Raw genomic sequence first — 20,973 nt, 5'->3', positions numbered from 1 at the left:
ACTAATGGCCGATTGGCAGTCCCTCGATCCCGAGGCCGCTCGTGAAGCGGAAAAATACGAAAACCCTATCCCCAGCCGCGAGCTGATCTTGCAGCACCTGTCCGAGCGTGGATCGCCGGCCAGTCGTGAGCAACTGGTGGAGGAGTTTGGTCTGACCACCGAAGATCAGTTCGAAGCGTTGCGTCGTCGCCTGCGTGCGATGGAGCGCGATGCGCAACTGATCTATACCCGCCGTGGGACCTACGCGCCGGTAGACAAGCTCGACCTGATCCTGGGCCGTATCTCCGGTCACCGGGACGGCTTCGGCTTCCTGTGCCCGGACGACGGTTCCGAAGACCTGTTCATGAGCCCGGCGCAAATGCGTCTGGTGTTCGATGGCGACCGTGCCCTGGCCAGGGTCTCCGGTCTGGACCGCCGTGGCCGTCGCGAAGGGGTGATTGTCGAAGTCATTTCGCGCGCCCACGAAAGCATCGTCGGTCGCTATTTCGAAGAAAGCGGCATCGGTTTTGTCGTGCCGGATAACCCGAAGATCCAGCAGGAAGTGCTGGTGACGCCGGGGCGCAATGCCGATGCCCGGGTAGGGCAGTTCGTCGAGGTCAAGATCACTCATTGGCCAACGCCACGCTTCCAGCCCCAGGGCGATGTGATCGAAGTGGTGGGCAACTACATGGCGCCCGGCATGGAAATCGATGTCGCGCTGCGTACCTACGACATTCCTCACGTATGGCCGGAGGCCGTGCTCAAGGAAGCGGCGAAGCTCAAGCCGGAAGTCGAAGATAAAGACAAGGAGCACCGCGTCGATCTGCGCCATCTGCCGTTCGTCACCATTGACGGCGAAGATGCCCGTGACTTCGACGATGCGGTCTACTGCGAGGCTCGTCCCGGCAAGCTGCGCCTGTTCGCCGGCGGCTGGAAGCTCTACGTTGCTATTGCCGACGTGTCCAGCTATGTGAAGATCGGTTCGGCTCTGGATACCGAAGCACAAGTGCGCGGCAACTCGGTGTATTTCCCCGAGCGCGTGGTGCCGATGCTGCCCGAGCAGCTGTCCAACGGCCTGTGCTCGTTGAATCCACTGGTTGATCGCTTGGCCATGGTTTGTGAAATGACCATCTCCAAGACCGGCGAAATGACCGACTACGTGTTCTACGAAGCGGTCATTCACTCCCATGCGCGCCTGACCTACAACAAGGTCAGCGCGATGCTGGAGCAGCCGAAGTCCAGCGAAGCGCGGCAATTGCGTGGCGATTACAAGGAAGTGCTGCCGGACCTCAAGCAGCTCTATGCGCTGTACAAGGTCTTGCTGGGCGCGCGGCATGCACGCGGCGCCATCGACTTCGAAACCCAGGAAACCCGGATCATTTTCGGCTCCGAGCGCAAGATCGCGGAAATCCGCCCGACCACGCGTAACGATGCTCACAAACTGATCGAGGAATGCATGCTGGCGGCCAACGTGGCCACGGCGCAATTCCTCAAGAAACACGAGATTCCCGCGCTGTACCGGGTGCACGACGGTCCGCCGCCGGAGCGTCTGGAGAAATTGCGCGCGTTCCTCGGCGAGCTTGGCCTGTCGTTGCACAAAGGCAAGGACGGCCCTACGCCGAAGGACTATCAGGCTCTGCTGGAAACCGTGCGTGAGCGCCCGGACTACCATCTGATCCAGACGGTCATGCTGCGTTCGTTGAGCCAGGCGGTCTACACGTCTGATAACAACGGTCACTTCGGCCTGAACTACGAAGCGTACACCCACTTCACTTCGCCGATTCGCCGCTACCCGGATTTGCTGACTCACCGCGCGATCCGCAGCGTCATCCGCTCCAAGCAGGAAACCCCGCACGTACGGCGTGCCGGTGCCGCGACCATTCCGAAAGCGCGCATCTATCCGTACGACGAGGCGGGCCTGGAGCAGTTGGGCGAGCAGTGCTCCATGAGCGAGCGCCGCGCCGATGAGGCCACCCGTGATGTGGTCAACTGGCTCAAGTGCGAGTTCATGAAGGACCGCGTCGGCGAATCCTTCCCGGGCGTGATCACCGCCGTGACCGGTTTCGGCCTGTTCGTCGAGCTGACCGATATCTATGTCGAGGGCCTGGTACACGTCACTGCCTTGCCGGGCGATTACTACCACTTCGATCCTGTGCATCACCGCCTGGCGGGCGAGCGCACCGGTCGCAGCTTCCGCCTGGGCGACACCGTGGAAGTGCGGGTCATGCGCGTCGATCTCGACGAACGCAAGATCGACTTTGAAATGTCGGAAAAAACCACTACAGCCCCGGTTGGCCGCAAGCGTCGCAGCAGCGAGCCTGCGCCGGCTGCGACACCTGCTCCGGCTGCCAAGGAAAAGGCGTCTGCCCCGGCCCGTGCGCCGAGCAAGCGCGCGGCCAAGACTGATGGGACGTCCGACGCCTATCGTTCGAGCGATGCCGCTGCCAAGAATGCCGAAGTACGCAAGAGTCGCGAGCTGAAACAGGCTTTGCTGGCGGAGGCAAAGGGCGGCAGCAAGACCTCATCGGGAAAGTCCGGTAAAGCCGGTTCTGCGCCTGCGTCATCGGGCAAGCCGGCTAAACCGAGCAAACATCGCAAGGGCGCGCCAAAATCGGGCTCGGCATCTGCGGCCGATGGCGGCAGTCTGCGTAAACCTAAGGCCAAGTCATGAGTCAGTTGGAAAAAATCTACGGCGTGCATGCCGTAGAAGCCCTGTTGCGCCACCATCCCAAGCGGGTCAAGCAGATCTGGCTGGCCGAGGGTCGCAGCGACCCGCGCTTCCAGGTCCTGCTGCAGTTGGCAGGGGAAAACCGTGTGTCGGTGGGGCAGGCCGAGCGTCGCGAGATGGACGCCTGGGTCGAGGGCGTGCACCAGGGTGTAGTGGCTGAAGTCAGCCCGAGCCAGGTCTGGGGCGAAGCCATGCTCGACGAGCTGCTCGATCGCACTGAAGGCGCGCCGCTGTTGCTGGTGCTGGACGGCGTGACCGATCCGCACAACCTCGGCGCCTGCATGCGCACGGCCGATGCTGCCGGCGCGCTGGCAGTCCTGGTGCCCAAGGACAAATCGGCCACCTTGACGCCGGTCGTGCGCAAGGTCGCCTGCGGCGCTGCCGAGGTCATTCCTCTTGTTGCCGTGACCAACCTGGCGCGCACCCTGGAAAAACTCCAGCAGCGCGGCTTGTGGGTCGTCGGCACGGCGGGGGAGGCCGAGCAGGAGTTGTATGAGCAGGACCTGACCGGGCCGATCATCATGATCATGGGCGCCGAAGGCAAAGGCATGCGCCGCCTGACCCGCGAGCATTGCGACTACCTGGTGCGCCTGCCCATGGCCGGTAGCGTCAGCAGCCTTAACGTCTCGGTCGCTACGGGTGTGTGCTTGTTCGAAGCGTTGCGCCAGCGCAAGGTCAAGGCCGCTGGCAAGAAAGCCTGATTGCTCCCTTCGCGGATGAATCCGCTCCCACAGGTCATGCGTCAACCTTGTGGGAGCGAATTTATTCGCGAAGGCGTCATGCGCATCACCGATGCGCTGCTCAAATAATCACCAATTGCCTTGCACCTGTGCATCCCCTTCTCTACAATTGCGCCCCTTGCTGTCACGGCAGGCGCTGATGTGCCTGTCCCTGAGCAAGACTCACAGTGTCATTCACTCCTTGTCTGACCGCATTTTGCGGCAGGCTACAACCCGTAAGGAGCATTCATGCGTCATTACGAAATCATCTTCCTGGTCCACCCGGATCAGAGCGAACAAGTCGGCGGCATGGTTGAGCGTTACACCAAGCTGATCGAAGAAGACGGCGGCAAAATCCACCGTCTGGAAGACTGGGGCCGTCGTCAACTGGCCTATGCAATCAACAATGTTCACAAGGCTCACTACGTGATGCTGAACGTTGAGTGCACCGGCAAGGCCCTGGCCGAGCTGGAAGACAACTTCCGTTACAACGATGCCGTGATCCGTAACCTGGTCATCCGTCGCGACGAAGCCGTTACCGGCCAGTCCGAGATGCTCAAGGCTGAAGAGAACCGCAGCGAGCGCCGTGAGCGTCGTGACCGTCCTGAGCACTCCGACAGCGCCGATGGCGTTGATGGTGATGACAGCGACGTTAGCGATAACGCTGACGAGTAATCCACGGACCTTTTGAGGAGCCTATTACATGGCACGTTTCTTCCGTCGTCGTAAATTCTGCCGCTTCACCGCTGAAGACGTGAAAGAGATCGATTACAAAGATCTCAACACTCTGAAAGCCTACGTATCCGAGACCGGCAAAATCGTTCCAAGCCGTATCACTGGTACCAAAGCACGTTATCAGCGTCAGCTGGCCACCGCTATCAAGCGCGCCCGCTTCCTGGCCCTGCTGGCCTACACCGACAGCCACGGCCGCTGAGACCAGGTCGTCGACAAAAGTAGCAAAGGATAGAACGCATGCGCGCCATGGCTAATTTCATCATGCGCGGTCGCGTGCAGGCCACCTTGATAGTGGCCGGATGTGCGGCATTGCCGCTGTTGTTCTGGTTGAGTGCTGCCGCGGGATGCCTTGTGCTTCTGCGGCGCGGGTTGAGTGATGCCATGGGTGTCCTCGCCTGGGCTCTGCTGCCGGCCTTGGTCTGGTGGTACTACGGTGATCCTCGCATCTTGATGGTGCTGATCGGCTCACTGGGGTTGGCGACGCTTCTGCGAGCCAGCGAATCCTGGGTCCGCGTGCTGCTGGTCAGCGTGGCAATGGGTCTGGTGTATGCCTTGATCCTGGGTGCGGTTTTCCGCGAACCCATCGAAGCGATGGCGCTGGAGTTGGAAAAACTTCTGCCGCGAATCCTCGAAGGGCTCTACCAACAGATGTCGGTAGATGAGCGGGCGCGCCTTGGGGCATTGATCGCACCTGTCCTGAACGGCCTGATAGCGGCGTTGTTGCAGATTGTCAGTGTGCTGTGCCTGATTGTCGGGCGTTACTGGCAAGCGTTGTTGTATAACCCGGGCGGTTTCGGGCGCGAGTTTCGCGCAGTCAGACTGCCTCGAATAGCGGCGTTGGTGCTGTTGGTGTGCATGCTGGTGGGGCCGAATTTCGGTCCGCAGATGGCGATGTTGACACCGTTATGCAGTGTCCCGCTGGTATTCGCCGGGCTGGCCTTGATGCACGGTCTGGTGGCTGAAAAGCGACTGGCCAGGTTCTGGCTGGTGGGGTTGTACGTCACGCTCGTCATGTTCATGCAACTGATCTATCCGTTGCTGGTGGCCTTGGCCATTGTCGACAGCCTGATTGATTTTCGCGGTCGCCTGGCGTCGAAGGACGCCGATGATGGCCCTGCGAACGGTGAAGGTTAAAAGTTAAGAGGATTTTCACATGCAACTGATCCTTCTGGAAAAAGTCGCCAACCTGGGCAACCTGGGCGACAAAGTGAACGTTAAGGCCGGTTACGGTCGTAACTTCCTGCTGCCTTACGGCAAAGCCACCGCAGCGACCGCAGCTAACATTGCTGCGTTCGAAGAGCGTCGTGCTGAGCTGGAAAAACTGGCTGCAGACAAGAAAGCTTCTGCCGAAACTCGCGCTGCCCAACTGGCTGAGCTGGAAGTGACTATCACTGCCACCGCTGGCGACGAAGGCAAGCTGTTCGGTTCGATCGGCACCCACGACATCGCTGATGCACTGACCGCCTCCGGCGTTGAAGTTGCGAAAAGCGAAGTTCGTCTGCCGAACGGCACTATCCGTAACGTTGGTGAATTCGATGTAGCCGTGCACCTGCACAGCGACGTTGAAGCAACCGTTCGCGTTGTCGTGGTAGCAGCTTAAGCAGTACGTAATCGTCTGGCGGCCTGGCCGCTGGAGGATTAACATCGGGCACGATCCTGTTTACAGGTCGTGCCCTTTGTCTTTCTGCTATTCCTTTTTGCAAACACCCGAATTCAGGTGGTCATGAACGAACTTTCCGCTCCCGAGCAATACGATCTGCAAACCGCCGCCCTCAAGGTGCCGCCGCATTCCATCGAGGCCGAACAGGCTGTGCTCGGTGGTCTGATGCTGGACAACAATGCCTGGGAACGCGTGCTGGATCAGGTCTCGGATGGCGATTTCTATCGACATGACCACCGCCTGATCTTCCGTGCCATCGCCAAGCTGGCGGACCAGAACAGCCCGATCGATGTGGTGACCCTGGCCGAACAACTGGACAAGGAGGGCCAGACCTCCCAGGTCGGTGGTCTCGGCTATCTTTCGGAGCTGGCGAAAAACACGCCGTCCGTCGCCAACATCAAGGCGTATGCGCAGATCGTTCGACAGCGCGCGACCCTGCGCCAGTTGATCGGCATCAGCACCGAAATTGCCGATAGCGCGTTCAACCCGGAAGGGCGCACGGCCGAAGAGATTCTCGACGAGGCTGAACGGCAGATCTTCCAGATCGCTGAAGCGCGGCCCAAGACCGGCGGTCCGGTCAGCGTCAACACGTTGCTGACAGCGGCCATCGATCGTATCGACACCCTGTTCAACAGCGACAACGCCATTACCGGTCTATCTACGGGCTACACCGACCTCGACGAGAAGACCAGCGGCCTGCAACCGGCCGACCTGATCATCGTCGCCGGTCGTCCGTCCATGGGTAAGACCACCTTCGCCATGAACCTGGTGGAAAACGCCGTACTGCGCAGCGACAAGGCCGTACTGGTGTACTCCCTGGAGATGCCAGGCGAATCGCTGATCATGCGTATGCTCTCGTCCCTGGGCCGTATCGACCAGACCAAGGTTCGTGCCGGCCGCCTGGATGACGATGACTGGCCGCGTCTGACCTCGGCGGTCAACCTGCTCAACGACCGCAAGCTGTTCATCGATGACACTGCCGGTATCAGCCCGTCGGAAATGCGCGCGCGCACCCGGCGCCTGGTGCGTGAGCACGGCGACATTGCCATGATCATGATCGACTACCTGCAGTTGATGCAGATCCCCGGCTCCGGCGGCGACAACCGTACCAACGAGATTTCCGAGATCTCCCGCTCGCTCAAGGCCCTGGCGAAGGAATTCAACTGCCCGGTCATCGCCCTGTCCCAGCTCAACCGCTCCCTGGAGCAACGGCCGAACAAGCGCCCCATCAACTCCGACTTGCGCGAATCCGGAGCGATCGAGCAAGACGCCGACGTGATCATGTTCGTCTACCGCGACGAGGTGTATCACCCTGAGACTGAGCACAAAGGCATCGCGGAAATCATCATCGGCAAGCAGCGTAACGGCCCGATCGGTACCACGCGCCTGGCCTTTATCGGTAAGTACACGCGGTTCGAGAACCTGGCGCCGGGCAGTTATAATTTCGACGATGAATAGTGGTCAGGGCGCCGGCGCGTAAGCGATAAGCTTCGTCAGTTGCTACGCGTAACCAGCGCTCTTCCAAGTTTATGATTCCATATGCTGTGTGGGCGAAACGTTGAACCTACTATTTCGAAGGCCAGACGATAGTCGCCCCTGCCATGGGCGGCGCCTGTAAGAATGATGTCTGCCGTAGGTCCCCCACTTACTCCCGTATGGGTATGACGATTTGGATCGTACTTGGCCAGCGCCTTGCGTGTTGCCGCTTCCATTCCAAGCCGTTCGTTTTGTTGCAGGTACTCTGCAATTTCAGGGTCTTCAAAAAAGCCCTCGGTATCCAAGGTGAAAATAGGCGTCCTTGGTCTTGCCGCAGGGTGGACTTCTAATTCTGGTGACGAATGTCTTCGTCCCATCGCCTGTGGCAGGCCTAATAATCCGCCTGTTCTGGCATTCTCTCTTTCTGCCCGCCTTCTTGCGATTTCTTCGGCACCTAGAGACGTCCGTGGAGAGGATGTCGCCATCGAAAACTGGCTAATCGTGCTGGCGTTGCTGCTGACGCTGCTCCTGACACTGGTTGAGGGGGAGGGTGCGCTGATTTTGATCGCGCCTCGTAGTTCTACGGACATAATATCCTTCAGCTTGTTCTGCTTATAAAAACCAGGGGTGTATTTAGTCTCGCTAAACCACTGAAAATCCTCGGCCGAGCGAATGTCGAATATTCGCAATTGACCCTGCCTGGTGGCGGCCACTTGTACCCATTCAATGGGGCCCTGAGCTCTTTGCACGTTTTTCACGAGTTTTGCAGCTTCTGTCTCGTTAAGGCCGAACTCTTGCGTCTGTTGACTTACGTAGTTCATTTGAGCCTCAGTGTGCGCGCGCTCCGCGTCTCTCCTTCGCTGCCACGCAAATCCCAGGGCCAACGCTAAAGACATCAACCCTGCCGCGACGCCCGTAAGCGTCGTAGTCATGTCGAAACCCTCTCGTCCCTGCTGGTCTGCATGATTGATCGGGCTATTAGCGACCATGCGATACAGATTCAGCCCGTCCGCCACTCCGTCCGGATCCGGATTGAGCCATCGCTGCAACCATGGCGCGTAATACCGCAAACCATAGTAATAAAGCCCAGTGGCATCGCGCTCCTTGCCGGAATAACGAACAACCTTGTATTTCGCCTCAACAGCCGAGCGTGCCGCCCACCAGGCCGTACTGCCAAACGGGTAATAACCCTCATGGCTAATCAGACGCGCTTCACTGTCCAGTTCCAGGGTACAAGAGCCCAAATGATCATCGACGCTGTAACGCAGTTGATCATTGGCGATACCCTCGGGTTGGCGTTCGGCCCAATGCAGGTAACGCACATTGGCGCGCCCGGCCGACAGGGTGATGACTTCAAGGCGTTCGCCGCTGGCGCTGTCGGTGCGTATTTCAAGGCCCGGCAGATAGCGTACTTCACGGCTGTTTTGCACGGATTTCGCCTGGGCCGTGGCGGTCTTGCGCAAGCGCATGCCGGCGGCATCGTAGGCGTAGCGCTCGCAGTCATTATTGCCGTTGACCCGGGTCAGCGAATTGGCTGTGAGTAACTGGTTGCGTGCATCCCAGTGCAAGGCTTGGCCAGCTGTCAGTGTTTGCAAGTTGCCATTGGCATCGAACTGCGTGGCGAAATCAGGCGGGGCTTCTCCCTCCTGCCAGGGCAGCGCCCGGTTGCTGTCTTCGGCGATACACATGCGCTGGGTGCAATGCTGTGCACCTTCATGTTTGAGTTCAAGCAGGTTACCAGCCTCGTCATAACGATAGTGCCGGGTGTAATTGAGGAACTGGCTGGTATCCAGCGCAAGGTTTGCCAGTTCGGGCAATTCCGGGCGAAAGGTAGCGCCAGCGATCTCCCGCCCCGTAGCTTCAATCAGTTGATACAGGCTGTCATATTGATAGCGATTAACGGGATGGATGCGTTGATTGGAAAAATGCCGGGTCGGTTGCGCCTGATCCTCGATGCTGATCACGTTGCCGACCGGGTCATAGTCATAGAGCAAATGCTGCAACTTTTCGGTATTTGTCCGGGTCGTGATCAACTCCCGCAGGCGCCCATTTGCCAAGTCGAACAGTGCCTCACTCCGCACGCCATTACCGGCCGTCTGGGCTTCGATCTGGGCAAAGGCGTTGTACTTGACGTCATGCAGCAGTGTTTGCGCGCTTGCATGCTTGGGTGTCAGGCTGATTTCTTTTAATTGTCCCCAGATGCCGTAAGCAAATGTCTGTTGATTACTCAGGGCGTCTGTCTGGGTGAGCAGGTTGCCCGTCGGGCTGCAGGTGAATTGTGTGGTCGCACCTGGGCCAGGTTCCAGCAGCGCCTCGCGAAGAGTCGGATCCGCAGGCCAGTCCGGCAATTCGAGGCTGCTCAGAAAGCGCCGGTTTTGCCGTAAAACCTGGCCGGTAATTGCGCATGCCAACACCTGTTCGCTGCCAGCGCCGTCGTCGTTGCGGATCAGGCGACCACACAGGTTGTCGGCAGCGGACTGCTCGGAGCTATCGGCGTAGGTGTAGCGCTCCGAGGTCCGTAATCCTTGTTCGCCGAATTGCTCGTACACCGCAGATGCTCGCAGGAGCTCATCATGCTCGGTCAACCAATGGCTGCCTCGGGCATCCCAGCGTTCGAGCATCTGTCCGGCTTCACCGAGCAGAGACACTTGCCAGCCTGCATCGACGCTGTCGACCGCCAGCACGGTGCCGCAGAGGCTGAAGACATTGGCCAGGTTGGGGCGCGTCGCGGGGTTGTCAGAAAGCCGGGCGGACAGGCGCGGATCCCAAGTCGCAATGGCCCTGGCCGCCGGATCATGGTGCCGCCGCTCAACCCGGGCTTGCGCACTGTCACCCACCTGGGCCCGGTGATAGGCAACGTGACGAACATCCAGGCCGCGACCGTCGATGACCTGCAGTAATGGCGTTTTTGCGTGCATGGCATGGGGCATTAGGAGCGCTCCCGGCGTGCAGTTACCCAAAAGCGTAGTTCGTATCCTCATGCTGGACCGGGTTTAGCCGGAAATACGCTTTCCCGGCTAAACCCGGTCCAACAGAAAAGCTGCATTAATTCAGTTGCTTAGTGCTCTCTGACGAGGTGTTACCTAGACGAACCTTTCCGACAGCAGGATCTCCCGCACCTGCGCGCTGCCCAGGGTGCCGCGATGGATTTCATAGCGGCGCCCGGCCTGGGCTTCCTGGATCTGCACCTGTGCTCCGAGGAAGCGCTGATCCGGCCGCTTCAAGTGTGCCGTATCAAAGGCCGGGGCATCGCTTGCCAGCTCCCTGTAATGCAGGTGGGCGTAGGCCCAGACCTGATTGCGGTCCTTTATCTTCAGCTCGAACTCGTCGATATAGTCGCGCGTCGCATGCTGCCTGCTGCTCTTCCTCACTCGCTCCATCGGCATGCGCTCTTCGTGGGTCTTGCGCACGCTCAGGTTGTGGCTGTCGGCCAGGTACTGCAAGTCATTGGCGCTCGGTGCGTTGTTGCTGAGGATCAGGTCGATGCGCAGGTTGCCGCCCTTGTGCCTGAGATAACCGGCTTTCTCACGCAGCTCGGCGACCCTCTGCGACGCCTGTCGACGTTCCTCGACGCTGCCGAACTGGGCCGAAATCTCCTGGATTTCCTGGGCCTGCTCTTCAAGGCGATTAGCCTGATACTCCAGTAAATCCTGAGGTGCGGAGGGCGTCGTGGCGTTTTTCCTGCCCAGATAATCGGCCAGTGATTCGCTGTGCCGGGCTTCGCCGAGCAGTTTGTGCACCGCGATGTCGTAGCTCGCCCACGTCGGTACAGGGGCGGTGTTGCCACTGGCGGTGCGCTCCCGTGGTTTGCTGTTTTCGACCCAGTACTGGCCATTGCTGGACAGCAGGTAGGTCGCCTTGCGCTGGCCGCGACTGTCGAGAATATCGACGATGTTGGGGTTGTCGCTGCGTGGCTTTCCGCTCAGGACCTGATCGTCCTGAGTGCGTATCTCCACGCGATTCTTCGGTGGTGGTGCCGGTGGCGGTGTAACAGGCACGGCTTTCTCCGGCTTTTTCTTCCTGCCGGGGGTCGGCCTGCTGCGGGTCTCCGGCTCCGGCGGCTCGGGAAGCTCGTCCAGTTTGGTCAACAGGCGATCTATTTCGTCGTGAGCCAGGCTGCGAAGACGCTCTACCGCCGAAATGATGTATTTGTTGGACGTCTGCATCTGCTCGAAGGGTGCCGGATCCCTCAGTTCGACGGGAAACTTGTCCAGCGCCTGGAGCTCCAGTTCACTGCTGCTGGTGTAGACATCGATAATGGCGCGGTAGTTATGGGACACGTTATCCAACATGCAGGCAGCGTCGATCAGTGCTTCGCGCTTGTAGGCGAAAGCCGCCGGCAGCGCGGCGAAATCGGTTTTCGCCACTTTCGAATGCAGTAGCAACTGGTGATGCAGATTGCCCAGACTCATGTGCTTGAGCTGGTAATAATCGTCCCCGGCCATCACCAGGTAGGCAGAGGCGTTGGGCTTTTCCAGATGGGTCAGCAGTTCATTGGCTGCGTCAGTGAAGTGATGCTTGCCCAACACATATTGCACGCGTTCGGTCTCGGTCTTTTCGCGAATTTCCTTGAGGCGATCAACTTTCGGCCCTGCGCCGCCAAGCCCGACAAGGGCACCGACCCAATTGCCCTGTTCATCACGGATTACCGGTTCGCTACGGCCTGGGCGGCTGCCTGCGTAGATATTGCCGATATCACTGGCCACAGGATCCTCCGGTCTGACGATGCGCATGACCTTGCGCCCGGGAGCGGAGGCATCGAGGTCGTGCAGTACCTGATAAAACTCGCCTTGGATCTGCACGTAGAGTTTGCCGTTATCCGCATAGAGGCCGTCGCTGCCGACTTTTGCAGTGCCTCTGTACTCGACCGCGTGGCGAAATGCTGCGAGGCGCGTCGCACTTAGCGGGTAAGTGGTCGCTGACGGCAGCCAATCCGCAATGATCGCCGGGTTGAGGTACGCCTGGCTGAAAAGCGCTTGCGTCAGCCTGCGCCCGTCATGAATCTGATAACTCAGGCTCTCGCGCTGGGCGTTGCTCAGGGTGCGCAACAACATCGATGCCAGCGGATATGCGCTGCCGGTGGGTTGCAGCATGTCGTCGTTGACCCGGTCATAACCCGCATATTGGTCATCGAGCCTGGCCAGAGTGAGGGTGTGGGTGGCAGAGTCGTTGCCATAGGTGGCCAGTAACCGTTGAGTTCTGAAGATTTCGCCGCTGAACCCCCGCGCGCCTTGATACACCTGAATGCATAGCTCATCAGGCCAGCCGTTCTGCAAGGTCAGCAGGTTGCAGAGCAGCGCTTCGCCATCCGGTGCCATGCGCCGACCTTTGGGGTCGTTCAGGGCATTGAAGGCGCTGAACAGTCGGGCTTGTACGCTGCCGTCGCCGCCCCGATTCTGCGACAACAGGAGCAAGTCCGGGTTTTGCTGTGGTTGTTGCTGTTGATCGACGCTGCGTCGCCACTGCAGGTCGCGGATGACGTGTCCCAGGGGCGGAGGAATCCGGTCTTCGCCATGCCAGATGGCTTCCAGTTCTGCGCGGGTCACCTGGGTGAGCATCTGTAGATACTGAATATCCTCACGACTCAGTGTCGGCATGTCGGGGCGCAGCATGGTCTGCAACAGCTCGGTACTGGTCAGGTGGCTGACATCGACCGGCGCCAGACGCCAATAGCCGCGTTGCGGGTCGTAGCGTAGAACAGGCTGATACTGCTGCGGATCGGAATGCTTGAGGCGGTATTGCTTGAGAGTCGCATCGTGGGACAGTTCGCCGACGCGTGTCTGATCCTCGACCTGAATCAGTGCGTAAAGTCGGTTTCGCTTGTTGAACAGGCCTTGTTCATCTGCACTTGTGCCATCCAGGACCTTGGCGTCGATATCGGTGTACGGTTTCAAGTCCGCCAGCCACAGGCGGTGCTCGCCATTGTTCAGCTCTACCTCCCGAGGCGTGCCCATGGCCTTGATCAGCTGGTGGGTGCGCTGGGCCGACAGCCGGGCGCCTATACCCTGGATATGACCACTGATCACCAGGTCGGCAATATCGCCAATGGCTTGAACAAAATCCGCAGAGTGGCCTTGGGCCAGGGCCTCGCCAGCGCTGAGGGTGTTGTACGCCAGCAGCCCGAGCGTCGCGCCGAGCATCAGGCGATTGAGCCCGGTGACCCCGCCGGGGACGGGCAGGGTCAGCAACTCGAGTATTTCGCTGCCGATGTATTTCAGGGTTTTGGTGACCCGCTGCACGTCACGGGTCGCGGTCGGTGTGGTGAGCCGTTGCAGATCGTCGGCGATGATCCGGCTCTGGCGCATGGCCATGGCCGTCAGCAGCGAGTGGCTGGGTGGTCGAGGGTTGACCGGTTCGGCGCGAATATGGATTCGCGTGGCGGGGTCGGACTGATTGCCGAATGCCTGATAAAGATGTTTGGCCAGCCAGTTCAGCTGGCTTTGGTCCACGCTCCGGGTTTGCAGCTCACCGAGCAGGGTGGCCTGATCGGCAAGGGAAAGCCCACGCAGCAACCATTCAATGCGATCGGCCATGGCATCGGTACAGATCTGTTCGCGCAGTGATTCAATGGCCTGTGCCGGGTCGGCATGATGGCGCAAAGCGCCTTGTGGGCGGTGGGGAAAGTAGCTGAACACGCCGCTGCTGTGCGGCAGACGGATGATGCAGAATGGCAACGGCAAAGTATCCGGCTGCCCGAGTACCGGTATGCCGAACTGCAAGTGGAAAAATGTCCATTCCAGGCCTTTGGTGCCGGGTGGCATATGCAATAGCCGGGCGCTGTCCTGCATGGCTTGCCCGGTGAGGGTTTTGCTGCGGGCGGCTTCCAGCACATCCAGCTCGAACCAGGCTGCGCAATGGTTGATGACCAACGGGTTGATGCTGGCCTTCAGTTGCTCGTCCAGCGCTTGGCGCAGGCGGGTCGCAAAGTCGAATTGGCGCACGGTCTGGATAAAGTCCGCCACGCTCAGGCCGGGGACAGGCGCCGCGAGGGGATCGCCGGAGTGGCTGTTAAGGGTACTGGCGCGCTGAAAGTCCAGGCCGGAGTGCAGGCCGCTACCCAGGTTGAAGGCAAAGTTTTCTTTCGCAGCCTGCCACAGCGTGCGGGGGGCGCTGTATCCGGGCAGGCGGGTGTGCAGCCAGGTGTGGTGCAGGTCCAGGGTCTGCCCGCACTTGTCCCTTAACAGCGCGACGAGATCGTGGCGGGCAGATTCTTCAAAAGCGCTGTTGAAGTTCCGGATGGCCTCGGCTAACTCGTTGCGCGCCAGGGGTTCGCTGCGGCAAAGCTGCACATAGCGCTGGCGCTGCTCCAGGCTCAAGTCGGCGAGGAAGGTATTGAGCCGGGTTTCGATCAGGTTCAGGGCCTGATAGTCGGACCAGGTTTCGCTGGTCATCAGGAGGTCGTCGTCATTTTGCGTCATGCTGGCATTGCCTTTGTTTGAAAAAAGGCAAGCTAACGGCATGTTTTACGCGCGCGGTCGGTAGATATCTGTCGCGTTGCGTACTGAGTCGGCGGGCCGTTGGTCAGCCCTTGACGGGCGAAGGGGTTAATCCGACGCTCATCGTCGGATTTGGTTAAATTTTGTGCTATATTCCGCGGCCGCAATTTCTCTGAACACTACACCGGTCATCGACATGCAAGCAGCCAAGCCGTTATTTGACTATCCCAAGTACTGGGCCGAATGTTTCGGGCCAGCACCTTTCCTGCCCATGAGCCGGGAAGAAATGGATCAGCTTGGCTGGGATTCCTGCGACATCATCATCGTCACCGGCGATGCCTACGTCGATCACCCGTCGTTTGGCATGGCGATCATTGGCCGGCTGCTGGAGTCCCAGGGCTTCCGCGTCGGGATCATTGCCCAGCCGAACTGGCAGTCAAAAGACGATTTCATGAAGCTCGGCGAGCCGAACCTGTTCTTCGGCGTCGCTGCCGGCAACATGGACTCGATGATCAACCGCTATACCGCCGACAAGAAAATCCGCTCCGACGACGCCTACACCCCTGGCGGCATGGCCGGCAAACGCCCGGACCGCGCCAGCCTGGTGTACAGCCAGCGCTGCAAGGAAGCCTACAAGCACGTGCCGATCGCACTCGGCGGCATCGAGGCTTCGCTGCGGCGCATCGCCCATTACGACTACTGGCAGGACAAGGTGCGCAACTCGATCCTGATCGATGCCAGCGCCGATATCCTGCTGTACGGCAACGCCGAGCGGGCCATTGTCGAAGTGGCCCAGCGCCTGTCCTGGGGCCACAAGATCGAAGACATCACCGACGTGCGCGGCACCGCGTTCATCCGTCGTGATACGCCGCAGGGCTGGTACGAAGTCGACTCCACGCGCATCGACCGTCCGGGCAAGGTCGACAAGATCATCAACCCGTATGTGAATACCCAGGACACTGCGGCGTGCGCCATCGAGCAGGAAAAGGGGCCGGTTGAGGACCCGAACGAAGCCAAGGTCGTGCAGATCCTGGCCAGCCCGCGCATGACCCGGGACAAGACCGTCATTCGCCTGCCGTCTGTGGAAAAAGTGCGTAACGACCCGGTCCTGTACGCCCACGCCAACCGCGTGCTCCATTTGGAAACCAACCCCGGCAACGCCCGTGCGTTGGTGCAGAAGCATGGCGAAGTAGACGTCTGGTTCAATCCACCGCCGATTCCTATGACAACTGAAGAAATGGACTACGTGTTCGGTATGCCCTATGCGCGCGTTCCGCACCCGGTCTATGGCAAGGAAAAGATTCCGGCCTACGACATGATCCGTTTTTCGGTCAACATCATGCGCGGCTGCTTCGGTGGCTGTACCTTCTGCTCGATCACCGAGCATGAAGGCCGGATCATCCAGAACCGTTCCGAAGAGTCGATCATTCGCGAAATCGAAGAGATCCGTGACAAGGTGCCAGGCTTTACCGGTGTCATTTCCGACCTCGGCGGGCCGACCGCGAACATGTACCGCATCGCCTGCAAGAGCCCGGAAATCGAATCCGCCTGCCGCAAGCCGTCGTGCGTGTTCCCCGGCATCTGCCCGAACCTGAACACCGACCACTCGTCGCTGATCCAGCTCTATCGCAGTGCCCGTGCCTTGCCGGGCGTGAAGAAGATCCTGATCGCCTCCGGCCTGCGCTATGACCTCGCCGTCGAGTCGCCCGAATACGTCAAGGAACTGGTGACCCACCACGTCGGTGGCTACCTGAAGATCGCCCCGGAACACACCGAGGAAGGTCCGCTCAACCAGATGATGAAACCGGGCATCGGCAGCTATGACAAGTTCAAGCGCATGTTCGAGAAGTACTCGAAAGAGGCGGGCAAGGAGCAGTACCTGATCCCGTACTTCATCGCTGCCCACCCCGGCACCACCGATGAAGACATGATGAACCTTGCGCTGTGGCTCAAGGGCAATGGCTTCCGCGCCGACCAGGTGCAAGCGTTCTACCCGTCGCCAATGGCATCGGCGACCGCCATGTATCACTCCGGCAAGAACCCGTTGCGCAAGGTCACCTACAAGAGCGACGCGGTGACCATCGTCAAGAGCGAGGAGCAACGCCGCCTGCACAAGGCCTTCCTGCGCTACCACGACCCGAAAGGCTGGCCGATGCTGCGCGAAGCGTTGATCCGCATGGGTCGCTCCGACCTGATCGGCTCCGGCAAGGATCAACTGATTCCTGCGCATCAACCGACCACCGACAGCTACCAGAGCGCCCGGCGCAAGAACTCGACGCCCGCTGGCAGCCACAAGGTCGCCAAGGAAACTACGCGCATCCTGACCCAGCACACCGGCCTGCCACCTCGCGCCAGCGACGGCAGCAAGCCGTGGGACAAACGCGAACAAGCCAAGGCCGCCGCCGAAGCGCGCAACAGGCAGGCCGCCAAGGAACGCATCGACGCCGCCAAGGGCAAAGGCCCGAAAGCGCCGAAACGCAAACCGGCGGTGCCGCGTTAAGCGTCTTTGAGTGATGAAAAACGCCAGCTTTCGAGCTGGCGTTTTGCTTTTTAGATTTTGACGTTTTGACGTATGTTTCTGCCTTATTTGACGGGGCCGCCTGCTTTGCTGCTGTCGGATTTTTGCGCTGCTGGCTGACTTCGACTGCTCCGGTGGCGCCAGCGCAGATTGGTCGGTCTGATCAGAAGCTGCGCAATAAATCTGCTTCAAGAAAAATCCCTCTACATTTGAGGATTTGACCTACAGAGTTGCCCGCATTTTTGCTTTAGCTTCCGTTGTTCGTCACTTGAGCGAGTAACAACGGATGTTTGCGCCCTCCAATCAGACCCACTTCGCCCGGCCGATCAAAGGCCTTTCCCATGATCTTCGGGTGCCAGCCCTCAACTTTCGCCAAGCCATCAGTCAGCCTTTCGCTTTTGACTTGCGACGCGCCCCGACCCCCCGGCTGCGCGCAATACTTCGCTGCCAGATCGGTGTGCAAGCCGCCAAGGGGCACGCCAGGTGAACAACGTTTCCCAAGCCAACTTCCTGTTGATTGATGGCGTGTTACGCCCTGGTGCGATTGCTCGCCTGTATCAACGGGGCGAGTCCCTGGACATCGTGCCGCTGTACATGGGAACACGCTGGGCCGGGCTGCACGATCTGGGGCCGATACTGGTATCGCCACAAGGTCCATCCAGCCTGCTCGACGAGACCCGCGCAAACGCTGCCCGGCAGGCCGACGCTTGCCTGCTGTCGAGTTCCGCGCCAATCAATGCCGTCGCCCATCATTTGCGCCGCTTCCTTGCTCCGGCGGACGTGCTGGGCGGCGTTGGCCTGCTGCGTTTTGCCGACCCCCTGGTCGCACGCTATTGGCTGGGCAGTTATCGAGACGCCCACCTGGACGCCATCCTTGGGCCAATAGACGCCTGGCATGCGCCCGAAATCCCGCATGCCTGGGAACCTGCCCAACCGTTGCGCTGGTGCAGCAGTGTTCGCACTGCGCCAGCGCCCGAGTGGGTCGATACCCACGCTCAATTGGGCGACCTGCAGCTCAACGCGCTCGATCAGGCCGCCCGCTGGCGGTTCATGGAGCAACTGCACTCAGGTCTTGAGCAGCGCCATCCTCACGCTCTGGCGCGTATCAACAACAGCCAGCTCAGCCAGTGGTTCGATGAGCGCTTCGATGAAGCTCGGGCGTGGGGGCTTGCCAGCGATCGCAGCCTGGCGATCTGGGTCGAGTACAGCCTGCGCTGGGGCGATGGCTTTACCCAGCGCCCCGACGGGCCCTATCAGCAATGGCTGGCCCGCAGCCCCGATGCACTGACGCTCGCACCTGAACTGCGTCTCCAGCAGATGGACGAGGCTTGTGTGGATATTGAATTGAACAAGGAGGTGTCATGAGACCACCCGTGACAGAAGCCCGGTTGAATCAGGCTCGGCGCAATCAGCAGTTCAGCAACGCCCCCATGGGCAGCGGCCAGTGCGGGCTGATGGCCCAGGAAGTGGCGGTGTTCCCGGTGCGCTATGCCCTGGACGAGTCCCCGCAAACCAGGGACCGCCCGCAAGGCCCGAACCCGCTGCCCAAAGGCTGGTCGGCTCAACTGCCCGAACTGCAGAGCCGCAGCTACACCCTGCGCCAATTGCGCGACGGCTGGCTCTATGTGTGGAACAGCGTCGATCAGACCTTTCATGAGTACCAGGTAGAAGGCGAATACTTCACCCGCCACAAGTGGACCGATGCCCAGCTGTACCAGGATGTACGGCATAACCCCGGCGAAACCCACCCGTACCTGCTTTACCCCCGGCGCAGCCAGCTGCGTATCGCCTATTCGCCGGTGCAATGGACCTGGCATCTGTGCGAATTGATGCGCATCAGCGCCAGCGAACAGCACCAGTGGATGCGCGCGGTGGATCTGCCGGGGTACTGCACCACCGGCACCGCCAGCCACGGCGCGCCGATCACCGAACTGGGCAACAGCGTGGCGGATATCCTGGTCTATGGCGCCCAGGCCCCGACCTTCAGCAGCACGCTTTTGCCTACCCAGGCCAGCGAAGCCGATACGCCGTTCAAGCCCGCGTTTGAAGAGGCGCTGGTACGGGGACGGGTCCCGGAGCAGGACACCGCGCTGTTCATTGCCCTGGATGATCCACTGGCGATGGTCGATGACCTGAGCATGAACCTCGCCGGTCGGCTCATGGAATACAGCCAGTTCGACATGCAGCATCAACAGGACCTGCAAAGCGCGTTGGCCGTGCAGAATCTGTGCGGTTTCGATGCCGATGCCTATATGCCCGCCTCGCTGAAAGATCCATTCCAGCGCCAGGCCTACACCGATGACCTGTACACCCTGCTGGGTGCTCATGATGAGGTCGAACGCGCCCATGAACTGGCGCCCGGGGATCAGGCGGGCATGGCCAACTGGGCCGCGGCTTCGACCATCGCGGCGGCCGAGAATGCGTTCAAGGCCAAATGGGGGCACCTGCCCGAAAGAGGCAAATGGCAAAAAACCCTTGAAGACTGGAACGCCAAACGCTATTGGCGCGAAGACGTACGCTTTGACGACGCGCAAAAGTACCTGAGCCAGACCACCGCCGAGGCGCAGCGCCTGCAAGAGCATTGCCAGCGCAGCGAACATGACCTGCTTATCTGGCTCGACCAACTCAGCCCCAGCGCCGAGGCGGTCTACCACGACACCTGCGACGAAGATCAGGCCAGCCAGTTGCTGGAAACCGCCCATGCCCTGTACACGCTGCTCGGCAACGGCGAAAACGGCCAACAGTGGTTGTGCCGGCAGGCGGAAAAACCGAGCACCCTGTTTGGCCTGGCGCTGTTCAACTTCAACCCGGAACTCGCCGCCCTGATCAGGCAGGTGACGCTCAACTTCATCGCCACCGGCAACCTGGATGACCAGGGCCGCGAAGGCGATGGCGGCTCGCCCGCCCTGAAACCCGGCTCGGCGGGCGATGCCACCAACCTCGCCACCCGCACCAATGAAATCAAGGCCGTCTTCGACCTGGAAACCGTGCAGAACAGCAAGCTCTACCGCAACATGAGCATCACCGCCAAACACGCCATGGACACCCTGATCAAGGTCGCCAACAATCAGGCCCGCGAAGCCTGGCACGGGCTGAGCGGCCTGTTGTTGCCCGCCATGAAACAAGAACTGGCCCTGATCCTCGCCGCGCCCCAGGTGCTGTTCTCCACCGAAATCTCCACGGCCACCCAGCTGTACTTCGACCCGCACTACCCGCGCTACTACCGCAAGTGGCTGCTGGAGGTCATGACCGTGCAGAAGAAAATAACCGCCGACAAAGGCGTCTTGCAGCGCCCCGGCACGGCTTACGATCAACGCGCCGCCCGACGCTCGCTGCATGCGCAGGTCGCACAACTCAAACACCTGTTCCTGAGGCGCCCCAACCAGATCATCGGCACGGCCTCCGGCTACACCCGCCTGCGCATCTCGATCCTGCAAATCGGCAACTGGCTCGCCGACCTGGGCCAGACCGAGGCCATGCTCCAACTGAAAGTCGCAGGCACCGACGACTACTTCAGACGCACCGGGGCCTGGATGGAACAGAACCTGGGCAATGCCCTGCCAGCCTTACTGGTCGGCCTGAACGCATGGAACGTCCACGCCACCGCCAGACAAGCGCAAAACGACGGTAACTTCACCCAGACCGAATGGATCAGCATGGGCGCCAGCGCGGCCTATGCCGCCAATGCGGTGGCGGCGTTATGGGTGGGGCCGGCGTGGAAT

Annotated in this window: 12 protein-coding genes and 1 pseudogene; 11 read left to right on the top strand and 2 right to left on the bottom strand. The window is 60.3% G+C overall.

The features are described from left to right. Window positions 1-4: 4 nt before the first annotated feature. From rnr to dnaB, 7 genes are all read left to right on the top strand, one after another. Complete coding sequence (rnr, locus tag ACCD02_RS26315; RefSeq protein ID WP_413308551.1) at window positions 5-2,650, top strand: ribonuclease R; 2,646 nt, start codon at window positions 5-7, stop codon at window positions 2,648-2,650. Continuing rightward, the gene (gene rlmB / locus ACCD02_RS26310) at window positions 2,647-3,408 is read left to right on the top strand and encodes a 23S rRNA (guanosine(2251)-2'-O)-methyltransferase RlmB (RefSeq protein ID WP_413308549.1); all 762 of its coding nucleotides are present in this window, start codon (window positions 2,647-2,649) and stop codon (window positions 3,406-3,408) included. The genes rnr and rlmB overlap by 4 nt, the downstream gene beginning before the upstream one ends. A gap of 267 nt (window positions 3,409-3,675) precedes the next feature. Continuing rightward, complete coding sequence (gene rpsF, locus ACCD02_RS26305) at window positions 3,676-4,101, top strand: 30S ribosomal protein S6 (protein ID WP_259110413.1); 426 nt, start codon at window positions 3,676-3,678, stop codon at window positions 4,099-4,101. Window positions 4,102-4,129: 28 nt separating this feature from the next. Then, the gene (gene rpsR / locus ACCD02_RS26300) at window positions 4,130-4,360 is read left to right on the top strand and encodes a 30S ribosomal protein S18 (RefSeq protein WP_002551829.1); all 231 of its coding nucleotides are present in this window, start codon (window positions 4,130-4,132) and stop codon (window positions 4,358-4,360) included. 38 nt (window positions 4,361-4,398) lie between these two features. Then, window positions 4,399-5,295, top strand: a complete 897-nt coding sequence (locus ACCD02_RS26295; RefSeq protein ID WP_413308544.1) for a hypothetical protein — start codon at window positions 4,399-4,401, stop codon at window positions 5,293-5,295. A gap of 19 nt (window positions 5,296-5,314) precedes the next feature. Further along, on the top strand, window positions 5,315-5,761 hold the full coding sequence (gene rplI, locus ACCD02_RS26290; protein ID WP_259110731.1) for a 50S ribosomal protein L9: 447 nt from the start codon (window positions 5,315-5,317) through the stop codon (window positions 5,759-5,761). 123 nt (window positions 5,762-5,884) lie between these two features. Further along, window positions 5,885-7,279 (top strand): replicative DNA helicase, encoded by a 1,395-nt coding sequence (gene dnaB, locus ACCD02_RS26285; RefSeq protein ID WP_413308542.1) that lies wholly within the window; start codon window positions 5,885-5,887, stop codon window positions 7,277-7,279. 35 nt (window positions 7,280-7,314) lie between these two features. Here dnaB and ACCD02_RS26280 read toward each other — a convergent pair whose 3' ends face one another. Then, on the bottom strand, window positions 7,315-10,227 hold the full coding sequence (locus ACCD02_RS26280) for an RHS repeat domain-containing protein (protein ID WP_413308540.1): 2,913 nt from the start codon (window positions 10,225-10,227) through the stop codon (window positions 7,315-7,317). A gap of 153 nt (window positions 10,228-10,380) precedes the next feature. Continuing rightward, a complete protein-coding gene (locus tag ACCD02_RS26275) occupies window positions 10,381-14,715 on the bottom strand; it encodes a hypothetical protein (protein WP_413308538.1) in 4,335 nt (1,444 codons plus the stop codon). 214 nt (window positions 14,716-14,929) lie between these two features. Between ACCD02_RS26275 and ACCD02_RS26270 the strand changes: the two genes are divergently transcribed. The 4 genes and pseudogenes from ACCD02_RS26270 to ACCD02_RS26255 form a co-directional block, all read left to right on the top strand. Continuing rightward, window positions 14,930-17,233 carry a YgiQ family radical SAM protein gene (locus ACCD02_RS26270; RefSeq protein ID WP_413308536.1) on the top strand — a complete coding sequence of 768 codons (2,304 nt, stop codon included), beginning with the start codon at window positions 14,930-14,932 and terminating at the stop codon, window positions 17,231-17,233. A 304-nt stretch (window positions 17,234-17,537) separates the two neighbouring features. Beyond that, a pseudogene (locus ACCD02_RS26265) lies at window positions 17,538-17,657 on the top strand (hypothetical protein); the annotation flags it as partial. A 77-nt stretch (window positions 17,658-17,734) separates the two neighbouring features. Further along, a complete protein-coding gene (locus tag ACCD02_RS26260) occupies window positions 17,735-18,616 on the top strand; it encodes a DUF4123 domain-containing protein (protein WP_413308534.1) in 882 nt (293 codons plus the stop codon). Continuing rightward, window positions 18,613-20,973 (top strand): toxin VasX (locus tag ACCD02_RS26255; RefSeq protein WP_413308532.1); only part of this gene is annotated, 2,361 nt, incomplete at its 3' end. The genes ACCD02_RS26260 and ACCD02_RS26255, both read left to right, overlap by 4 nt.

The sequence above is a fragment of the Pseudomonas sp. Pseusp88 genome, from assembly GCF_047303955.1.
Classification (GTDB): Bacteria; Pseudomonadota; Gammaproteobacteria; order Pseudomonadales; family Pseudomonadaceae; genus Aquipseudomonas.
This window is presented reverse-complemented; position numbering and strand designations above follow the sequence as displayed.

Coding starts and splice junctions, on each gene's coding strand:
- rnr (WP_413308551.1), top strand. CDS start 5: ATGGCCGATTGGCAGTCCCTCGATCCCGAGGCCGCTCGTGAAGCGGAA.
- rlmB (WP_413308549.1), top strand. CDS start 2,647: ATGAGTCAGTTGGAAAAAATCTACGGCGTGCATGCCGTAGAAGCCCTG.
- rpsF (WP_259110413.1), top strand. CDS start 3,676: ATGCGTCATTACGAAATCATCTTCCTGGTCCACCCGGATCAGAGCGAA.
- rpsR (WP_002551829.1), top strand. CDS start 4,130: ATGGCACGTTTCTTCCGTCGTCGTAAATTCTGCCGCTTCACCGCTGAA.
- ACCD02_RS26295 (WP_413308544.1), top strand. CDS start 4,399: ATGCGCGCCATGGCTAATTTCATCATGCGCGGTCGCGTGCAGGCCACC.
- rplI (WP_259110731.1), top strand. CDS start 5,315: ATGCAACTGATCCTTCTGGAAAAAGTCGCCAACCTGGGCAACCTGGGC.
- dnaB (WP_413308542.1), top strand. CDS start 5,885: ATGAACGAACTTTCCGCTCCCGAGCAATACGATCTGCAAACCGCCGCC.
- ACCD02_RS26280 (WP_413308540.1), bottom strand. CDS start 10,227: ATGCCCCATGCCATGCACGCAAAAACGCCATTACTGCAGGTCATCGAC.
- ACCD02_RS26275 (WP_413308538.1), bottom strand. CDS start 14,715: ATGACGCAAAATGACGACGACCTCCTGATGACCAGCGAAACCTGGTCC.
- ACCD02_RS26270 (WP_413308536.1), top strand. CDS start 14,930: ATGCAAGCAGCCAAGCCGTTATTTGACTATCCCAAGTACTGGGCCGAA.